This window comes from uncultured Streptococcus sp., from assembly GCF_938036805.1.
GTDB lineage: Bacteria > Bacillota > Bacilli > Lactobacillales > Streptococcaceae > Streptococcus.
Genome location: NZ_CALHWC010000188.1, coordinates 1 through 9,075 on the forward strand (window position 1 = coordinate 1; position 9,075 = coordinate 9,075).

Consider the following 9,075-nt stretch of genomic DNA (forward strand, 5'->3'; position numbering starts at 1 on the left):
AAGCAGAATTCTGATTACCAGAAAACTAGTTTTGTTCGCTTTTTATATTTGAGGTTGGACTTTTGTCCCAAACTCCTTTTTTGAATTTATAACTTCGCTTGAGGCTAAGAATATTTATGAACTTGAAACTTTATACCGAAGGATCCAGCATTTATAAAGGAAAATCGAGGAATAATGCATAGCAAGCGAATAGGCAAGCTTAGTTTTTTATCCTTCTATATAATCTCTTAATGCTTGACCGCTTAGGCCGACATTGAGGGCAATCAGTAGCTTGATGCGAGCCTTCGGTGCATTGAGCTCTTTGACAAACATGATTCCGACTTGGTGCAGTTTGACACCACCGCCTTCATAGGCGTAGACAGGCTCAGCAATGCCGTTGAAACAGCGTGAAACGAGAGCGATGGGGAGACCAGCTTCTACCATCTCTGTTAATTTTTCCGCAGTTTCTTTTGGCAGATTGCCTGCGCCAAAGGCTTCGATGATGAGGCCGTCTAGCTTTTGCCAATCCAGCATATCAAGCAGTTCTGTTTTCATACCGGCATAGGCTGGAATGATGGGAACTAGTCCTGAAATACTAGTCAGATCAAAGCGGACGCGAGGTTCTGCTGTTTTGAAATAGAGAATTTCGTGTTTCATGACCAGGCCTAGAGGACCGTGCGTCGGAGTTTGAAAGGTGCTGACGTTGGTGGTGTGGGTTTTAGTGACATATTTGGCAGCATGGACTTCGTCATTCATGACGACGAGAACGCCCTTGCCTCGACTCTTCTCGTCACTGGCTACCCGTAAGGCAGTCAGGTAGTTATAAACTCCGTCACTACCGAGTTCATTTGAGCTTCTCATAGCTCCGGTCAAAACGACAGGGATGTCAGGCAGGTCCATGGTATCAAGGAAGTAGGCCGTTTCCTCCAGAGTATCGGTTCCGTGGGTAATGACAACACCGTCGTATTGGTCAGCGTCAGCTTTGATTTTTTGGTAGAGTTCGAGCATGTGTTGGGGAGTGATGTGAGGGCTGGGAACGTTGAAGAAATCAACGACCGTTACTTCAATACCATCTAAGGGAACTGCCACATGGTTCATGGGATTGTCTTGGCTGCTATTGACAGCACCGCTTCCGTCAGCCTGCATGGAAATGGTGCCACCAGTATGTAAAACTAAAATCTGCTTATTCATAGATGTGCTTCTCCGTGAATTGTGTTATAATTTATTGTATCATAAAAGGAAAGAATGAGAAAATCAATGGAAATAAAAGCTGTCTTTTTTGATATAGATGGAACCTTGATTAATGACAGTCGAACCGTCTTGAAATCGACAGAGGCCGCCATTAAGAGTTTGCAAGAACAAGGGATTTTGGTCGGTTTAGCGACAGGCCGCGGCCCCTTCTTTGTCAAGCCTTTTATGGATAAGCTGGATTTAGACTTTGCTGTCACCTACAATGGTCAGTATATTTTTTCAAAAGATAGGGTTATTTCTGCTACACCGATTGATAAGCAGAGCCTGCGTGATTTGATCGCCTATGCCAAGAAGCACCGGAAAGAGATTTCCTTGGGGACGGAACAGGCCATGCAAGGTTCAAAAATTATGACCTTTGGTATGAGTTCTTTTTCTCAGTGGGCAACCCAGTTTATCCCTAGGAGCATGACTCGGACGGTGAGCCACGGTTTTAACAAGATTGTGAGCAAGGCCTTGCCTCAGCATGAAGAAGACCTGCTGAAATTGATTCAAGAGCCTATCTATCAAGTCCTGATTTTGGCGGATCCGGCTGAGAGTGAAAAAATTGAAGCGGATTTTCCCCATTTGAAATTTACTCGTTCGAGCCCCTATGCAGCGGACATTATCAATCAAGGGATGTCCAAGCTGGAGGGGATTCGTCTAGTTGGTCAAGAATACGGCTTTGATATCCATCAGGTCATGGCCTTCGGCGACTCTGACAACGACTTGGAAATGCTATCGGGAGTTGGCTTGTCTATTGCTATGGGAAATGGCACCAGCTCTGTCAAGGAAGTAGCCAAGCATACGACTAGCAGCAATAGTCAAGATGGGATCCATCGAGCGCTGGAACATTTCGGTATTTTGGCCAGCGAGAAAGTCTTTGTGTCCCGTGATCACCATTTCAATAAGGTCAAGACTTTCCATGGTGTCATGGATGAGTCTACGCAGGAAGAACCCATCGCTTGGACACCAGAGGAAGCTCGGCATCGTGCTGACTTCAAGTTGGAAGAGTTGGTTGAATTTCTTAGAGCTGCCAGCTCTTCAGAGGAAGAATTTGACCAGTCGATGGTTAGAATGCACGAAGCTTTAGATAAAGCTGCTGTCAAGGTTCGTAGCAAGAACAAGGCAGAAATTTCTTTAGTTGGTCAAGTGGATGCTCTGATCGATACGCTCTACTTTACTTACGGTAGCTTTGTCTTGATGGGAGTCGATCCCGAGCGGATTTTTGATATTGTCCATCAGGCCAATATGGGGAAAATTTTCCCAGATGGAAAAGCGCATTTTGATCCCGTGACTCATAAAATCCTAAAACCAGATGACTGGGAAGAGAAATATGCGCCAGAACCAGCGATCGAACGGGAGTTGGAACGCCAGATTCAGGCCTATCAGCGCAATGTGGAAAAGACGCAAAAAGAAACAAAAGACGAAGAGTAGTGACTCTTCATCAGCAGAATTTTTATTTTACGATACTCAATCGAATTATTTTACGGAGGTACCTCATGTTATCAAGAGTTGAAAAATTTGAAGCAGCCTTGGCTCAGACAGAGTGTGATGCTGTCCTAGTAACCAATCTGAAGAATATTTACTATCTGACTGGTTTCAGCGGGACAGCCAGCGACCACTTTATTGGGTGGTGAAGCCCAGTGGATGAAGCTGGCTCGTGAGCTCCACAAGAGATCGACCGGAAGTCTCTCTATATTTTGGATGAACCGACAACAGATCTGCATACAGAGGACATTTCTCGTCTGCTAAAAGTTCTGGATCGTTTCGTTGATGATGGAAATAGTGTCTTAGTTATTGAGCACAATATAGATGTTATCAAGACAGTTGACCATATCATTGACTTGGGACCGAAAGGCGGTGTCGGTGGTGGAACCATCATTGCGACGGGTACACCAGAAAAAGTCGCAGCCAACCCAGCCAGCTATACCGCCCAGTATTTGAAAGGTAAGCTAAATTAATTTAAGAGTAAAAACGATTTTAGTACAATCTTATAACTCATTAAATTTAGATATTAAATCTCAATTACTAGTCTTTATTGAAGTTATAATATATATTTCACAAACTAACAATAAGTGTTGCTAATATTTGTGTGAATTAGAATTAAAAGTGGTATAAATAAAAACGGCCTAAATCCAAAAGATGAAGGTCGTTTTATTAAACTAAACAATAGGTATAGAATACAGCGATCAGACTAATCAACTTCGACTATTTCATAAGAAACAGCCTGCTCTGCTTCCTCGTCAGGGTATTCAAAGGGATCTGATAAATGCAAAACCTCAGCTCCCACGCTCATGTTGTTTTCAAATTCAGAAATAGCATATCGTGCGTCGTCCTCTGTATCAAAGTAATTTCCAAAGTTGTCTTCCTCTACAATTTCACCATCTTCAAAATATGCAAGTAATTTGTATTTTGGCATAGCAATCTCCTTTGTTTATAGATAATATTAACGTAATAATACTATTATTCGCAAGTTTTGTCAATTCTTTTTGGATGAAACTGACACTATCGTAATTGATTCATCAATAAATCAGAGGGGATTACAGCATATTATTGTTTTTATAGGTAAATTTAGAGAATAGTATTTATCAAGATTTTCAACAGATTCTTAGAAGACTCACAAATTACAAGGAGGTGTTTTAAAATGTGTTATTTTACTTAGTGATAGAACTTAAATATTGTCTAATTTAAATTTTTCTCTTTTCTTGGTTTTTTGATATAATAAACGTAGTTATTTCATGGAGGTACCTCATGTTATCAAGAGTTGAAAAATTTGAAGCAGCCTTGGCTCAGACAGAATGCGATGCTGTCCTAGTAACCAATCTGAAGAATATTTACTACCTGACTGGTTTCAGCGGGACAGAAGCGACAGTTTTCATCAGCAAGTCGCGTCGGATTTTCCTGACGGATTCTCGTTATACCTTGATTGCTAAGGGCGTGGTTGAGGGCTTTGATATTGTTGAAACGCGGGATGCGGTTGGTGAAATTGCTAAAATCATTGCGGACGACAAGCTGCAAAAGATCGGTTTTGATGATGAGATTTCCTATGCTTACTTTAAAATGCTGGAAAGTGTTTTTGCTGGTCATGAGCTGGTGCCGATGACAGGTTTTATTGAAAAGTTGCGCATGATCAAGGATGAGCAAGAAATCGCGACCATTCGCAAGGCCTGCCAGATTTCTGACCAAGCCTTCTTAGACGTGCTGGACTTTATTAAGCCAGGTCAGACGACAGAGCTGGCTGTTATGAACTTTTTGGATGCCCGCATGCGCCAGTTAGGTGCTTCAGGAGCCTCCTTTGACTTTATCATCGCTTCGGGCTACCGCTCTGCTATGCCACATGGCGTGGCTAGTGACAAGGTCATTCAAAATGGTGAAACCCTGACCATGGACTTTGGCTGCTACTACAATCACTATGTCAGCGATATGACACGGACTGTTCATGTGGGGCAGGTGACAGATGAAGAGCGGGAGATTTATGACATTGTCCTGCGTAGTAATCAAGCTTTGATAGAAGCGGCTAAAGCTGGACTCAGCTGTATTGATTTTGACCGGATTCCACGCCAGATCATCAACGATGCAGGCTACGGCCCTTACTTTAGCCATGGGATTGGTCACGGGATTGGTCTGGATATCCATGAGATTCCTTACTTTGGCAAGTCAGAAGAACCGATCAAGGCTGGTATGGTTCTGACCGATGAACCGGGTATCTATCTGGATGGCAAATATGGCGTTCGGATCGAAGATGACCTTCTGATCACAGAAACTGGTTGTGAGGTCTTGACCCTTGCTCCAAAAGAATTGATTGTGATTTGAGAATTATCAAGCTTTATGGTAGAATAAAGAGTAAATTATTTATTAAAGAGGTAAAAAACAAATGATTGAAGCAAGCAAGCTGAAAGCTGGAATGACTTTTGAAACTGCTGATGGTAAATTGATCCGTGTCTTGGAAGCAAGCCACCACAAACCAGGTAAGGGAAATACTATCATGCGTATGAAATTGCGTGATGTTCGTACTGGTTCTACATTTGAGACTAGCTACCGTCCAGAAGAAAAATTTGAACAAGCTATCATCGAAACAGTACCAGCGCAATACTTGTACCAAATGGATGGCACTGCTTATTTCATGAATACTGAGACTTATGACCAATACGAAATCCCAGTAGTCAATGTAGAGGAAGAATTGAAATACATCCTTGAAAACTCAGACGTGAAAATCCAATTCTACGGATCAGAAGTGATCGGTGTGACAGTACCTACAACTGTTGAATTGGTGGTAACAGAAACACAACCATCTATCAAGGGTGCTACTGTAACAGGTTCTGGTAAGCCAGCAACTCTTGAAACAGGTCTTGTTGTCAACGTGCCAGACTTCATCGAAGTTGGACAAAAACTGGTCATCAATACAGCAGAAGGAACTTACGTTTCTCGTGCGTAATCTTAATCTTTCAGATAGAAAGGAATTCTTATGGCAAACGAACAATTAGGCGAAATCGTCATTGCGCCACGAGTTTTGGAAAAAATCATTGCCATTGCTACGGCAAAGGTTGAGGGCGTTCATTCTTTTGCAAATAAAAGCATGTCAGACAGCCTCTCTATGCGTACGCTTGGACGTGGTGTTGCGCTTCATACGGATGAAAGTGGCGACATAACAGTGGATATCTACCTATATCTGGAGTATGGTATCAGTGTACCAACAGTTGCAGTTGCAATCCAAAAAGCAGTCAAGAGTGCTGTAAGCGATATGGCTGAAGTAGAGCTGTCTGCTGTCAATATCCATGTGGCAGGCATTGTTCCAGAAAAATCACCAAAACCAGATTTGAAAGATCTATTTGATGAGGATTTCCTCAATGACTGATGTTTTGTTAGAATCTAGAAGAGAGCTACGTCAGCGGGCTTTTCAGGCTTTGATGAGTCTGGAGTATGAAGGGGATGCCATTGAATCTTGCCGCTTTGCCTATACCTACGATAAGGACGAAGAGGAGACAGATGCTGAGGTCAATATCCCAGCCTTTCTACTCAACTTGGTCACAGGGGTGCTCCAGTCCAAGGAAGAATTGGATAAAAAAATTGCCCAGCACTTAAAAGCGGGCTGGACAGTTGAGCGTCTGACTTTGGTAGAAAAGAATATCCTGCGATTAGGCATCTTTGAAATCACAGAGTTTGATACTCCTGAGCGAGTAGCTGTCAATGAAGCCATTGAACTCTCCAAGCAATTCTCAGATGAAAAATCAAGTAAGTTTATCAATGGGATTTTGAGTCAATTTATAACAGAAGAAAAAGACTGAGACGACTGTCTCAGCTTTTTTGGTTTTTGATAGTTGCAGTTGCTGATAATGCTTAAAAAGTTTCCATTATAGGGGCTATGGCTGGAACAGTCCATCTTCTACAGGTTAATAGCGACCTAGACCTCGGCTGGTCCTTTTTCCTATAGAATCATGGCAACCTAGGTCTCGGTCGGCTACTTTCCCTATAAATTCATGGCAATCTAGGCTTCGGCTGGTCACTTTTCCTATAAATTCACAGCAATCTAGGCCTCGGCTAGTCCTTTTTCCTATAGTTTCATGGCAATCTAGACCTCGAACGCTCTTTCCATATCTGTTTATAGGATAAATCGCTTTCGTTTCTTACGATTTTTACTAGGTCTTTTAGAGATGAGGCATGGTCTAGTGAGTCTAAGTAAGAAAATAAAGAGATAATAGAAAATCTCCTAAAGAGCAATTCTTCAGAAGAGAGTGTTTGAGGAGAACCTTTGGATTTAATAACTATTTGAATAGGGCTATACGAGGAAATTTAATAAGAATTAAACAATGAAACTGATTTAGAGAGAATCACAATAAAATGAAAGGTAAAAAGTTGGGTATTTAAAATGAAACATTTTTTTGCAGGTCTTGGTTCAATAAACTTTGCTAGTTATCTAATTGCTATAGGTGTAGGATTGGCACCTCTCTTTCACATTTTTATAATCCGTTCGGAAATAAGTTTTGGGAAAATAGTATTGTCTATAATAGCTATATTTTCAATCATTGTTTTAACAATTGCTCGAATTTATAGAAGATTTTTCTATGTAGATTAGTTCGATTTTCTTTAAAGTTTGGAGAAATCTTATCTTTCTAAAAAACGGACAGTGCTATTGCAATGCAGGTGATAGCCCAAGGAAAGCGGTAGTGATTCTAACACCAAAAAGTAATCAGGGATTGAACTACATTAAAAAAACTTTAAAAGAAAAGCTTTATGAAAGAAAAGCTTTTTTTGATGAGTCTAAAGAAATATTTAGCTTCATTATCTTAAACAAGACAGAGAGAGCTGGTGAATTTCGTATAAAACTAATCTGAAATCATACATAAAGCTTTGGAATAAAAAACGATCAATGAAAACCTTTACATTTCGATGGATAATCTGTATAATAGATACAGAAAACGTTTGCATACGTATTTTCTATAGGAAAAAATAAAGGAGTTTTTTTATTTATGAAAAGAAACTATCATCTACAGTCTCGGACCAGTGAAAAGCGTCATTATTTTGGGATTCGTCGCTTAAAAGTCGGAGTAGCATCTGTCGTGATTGCATCTGGCTTCCTCTTTGGAGGTGCTCAGTTAGCCAAAGCGGATGAGACAAAGGCTACGACTAGCCCAGCAACGGAAACAGTATCAGCTGCTAATTTGGAAGCTTTGCCTAAGCTAGCAGATGAAGCAAAAGCCGAGGAAGTGGATAGTTCAGCGCAAAAAGAAAGCGAACAAAAAGGAGAGATCGAGAAAAGCGCCCAGCCTGAAGCAGTAGTAAGTCAAGCTACCCAGCCTACAGAGGGGGCAGACTCTAGTGCGACTCCAGAAGCAGCTGGGAAAGAAGCAAAGGAGACAGCTGTATCTGACGAGAAAGAAAAGCCAGCGTCAACTAGTCAGTTGGAGACATCGCCAAAGGATGCTATCGCAGATGGCCATATGCGTTTCCATTTCAAAAATCTACCATCCGAGAATCTGGATAGCTTAGGCTTATGGACTTGGGATGATGTTGAAACGCCTTCTGGTCAAAAGGGAGGTTGGCCGACTGGTGCGACTAGTTTTGCGACAGCTAAAAAAGATGATTATGGCTATTACCTTGATGTCAAGATGGCAGAGAAAAGAAGCAAGGTTAGTCTCTTAATCAACAATACGGCAGGTCAAAACATTACGGGAGACAAGACAGTTGAGCTACTGAGCCCTCAGATGAATGAAGTTTGGTTTGACAAAGACTACAATCCTCATACATCCGAGCCCTTGAAAGAAGGAATGCTTCGGATCAATTATTATCGTACAGATGGTCAGTATGATAAGAAATCCCTCTGGCTCTGGGGAGATGTGCAACATCCAGGTCAAAATTGGCCTGATGGCGTGGACTTTGAAAAGACTGGGAAATACGGTCGCTACGTAGATGTTCCTCTGAAAGAGGCTGCAAAGATGGTTGGTTTCCTGCTTTTAGATGAAAGCAAGTCAGGAGATGATGTGAAGATTCAAAAACAGGATTATAATTTCGCAAATTTGGGTAAAACTAGCCAGATTTTCTTGCGTGATGCGGATCCAACGGTTTATACCAACCCATACTTTGTCAATGATATCCGCATGACAGGAGCCCAGCATGTTAGCCTGACAGAAATTGAGGCGACTTTCTCTACCTTAGAAAATGCTAAAAAAGAAGATATTCTGAAAAACCTAAAAATTACCAACAAAGATGGTGGAGAAGTCACTGTTAAAGATGTGGTTCTGGACTCTAAGAATAAAAGCGCAAAATTAATTGGTGATTTTAATCAAGCTCAGTCACCTTACCTTATCAAATACGGCAATGACCAATTCAAAACCAGCATGAACTGGCAGCTGAAGGATAGTCTTTACA

10 protein-coding genes and 2 pseudogenes are annotated in these 9,075 nt (G+C 41.4%); 10 read left to right on the plus strand and 2 right to left on the minus strand.

Annotated elements, in window-relative coordinates:
* Nucleotides 1-207: 207 nt before the first annotated feature.
* The gene (locus Q0191_RS07755; RefSeq protein ID WP_297665339.1) at nt 208-1,170 is read right to left on the minus strand and encodes an asparaginase; all 963 of its coding nucleotides are present in this window, start codon (nt 1,168-1,170) and stop codon (nt 208-210) included.
* 66 nt (nt 1,171-1,236) lie between these two features.
* On the opposite strand from Q0191_RS07755, the gene Q0191_RS07760 reads away from it, so the two are divergent.
* The 3 genes and pseudogenes from Q0191_RS07760 to Q0191_RS07770 all read left to right on the plus strand — a co-directional run.
* A complete protein-coding gene (locus Q0191_RS07760; RefSeq protein WP_297665341.1) occupies nt 1,237-2,643 on the plus strand; it encodes a Cof-type HAD-IIB family hydrolase in 1,407 nt (468 codons plus the stop codon).
* Between the two features lie 65 nt (nt 2,644-2,708).
* Nucleotides 2,709-2,837: pseudogene (locus tag Q0191_RS07765) on the plus strand (aminopeptidase P family N-terminal domain-containing protein); the annotation flags it as partial.
* Nucleotides 2,806-3,170: pseudogene (locus Q0191_RS07770) on the plus strand (excinuclease ABC subunit UvrA); the annotation flags it as partial. The pseudogenes Q0191_RS07765 and Q0191_RS07770, both read left to right, overlap by 32 nt.
* Nucleotides 3,171-3,403: 233 nt before the next feature.
* Here the strand turns inward: Q0191_RS07770 and Q0191_RS07775 are convergent.
* Entirely contained in the window at nt 3,404-3,628 is a 225-nt protein-coding gene (locus tag Q0191_RS07775) for a hypothetical protein (RefSeq protein WP_297665343.1), read from the minus strand.
* Between the two features lie 332 nt (nt 3,629-3,960).
* On the opposite strand from Q0191_RS07775, the gene Q0191_RS07780 reads away from it, so the two are divergent.
* The 7 genes from Q0191_RS07780 to Q0191_RS07810 all read left to right on the plus strand — a co-directional run.
* Nucleotides 3,961-5,022 carry a Xaa-Pro peptidase family protein gene (locus Q0191_RS07780; protein ID WP_148887444.1) on the plus strand — a complete coding sequence of 354 codons (1,062 nt, stop codon included), beginning with the start codon at nt 3,961-3,963 and terminating at the stop codon, nt 5,020-5,022.
* 61 nt (nt 5,023-5,083) lie between these two features.
* Nucleotides 5,084-5,644, plus strand: coding sequence for an elongation factor P (gene efp / locus Q0191_RS07785; RefSeq protein ID WP_005591786.1), 561 nt, complete (start codon nt 5,084-5,086; stop codon nt 5,642-5,644).
* Between the two features lie 30 nt (nt 5,645-5,674).
* Entirely contained in the window at nt 5,675-6,064 is a 390-nt protein-coding gene (locus tag Q0191_RS07790; protein ID WP_015605684.1) for an Asp23/Gls24 family envelope stress response protein, read from the plus strand.
* Entirely contained in the window at nt 6,057-6,494 is a 438-nt protein-coding gene (gene nusB / locus Q0191_RS07795; protein ID WP_297665347.1) for a transcription antitermination factor NusB, read from the plus strand. The genes Q0191_RS07790 and nusB overlap by 8 nt, the downstream gene beginning before the upstream one ends.
* A gap of 581 nt (nt 6,495-7,075) precedes the next feature.
* Entirely contained in the window at nt 7,076-7,282 is a 207-nt protein-coding gene (locus Q0191_RS07800; protein ID WP_297665349.1) for a hypothetical protein, read from the plus strand.
* 91 nt (nt 7,283-7,373) lie between these two features.
* Complete coding sequence (locus Q0191_RS07805; protein ID WP_297665351.1) at nt 7,374-7,541, plus strand: hypothetical protein; 168 nt, start codon at nt 7,374-7,376, stop codon at nt 7,539-7,541.
* A 135-nt stretch (nt 7,542-7,676) separates the two neighbouring features.
* Nucleotides 7,677-9,075 (plus strand): pullulanase-associated domain-containing protein (locus tag Q0191_RS07810; protein ID WP_297665353.1); only part of this gene is annotated, 1,399 nt, incomplete at its 3' end.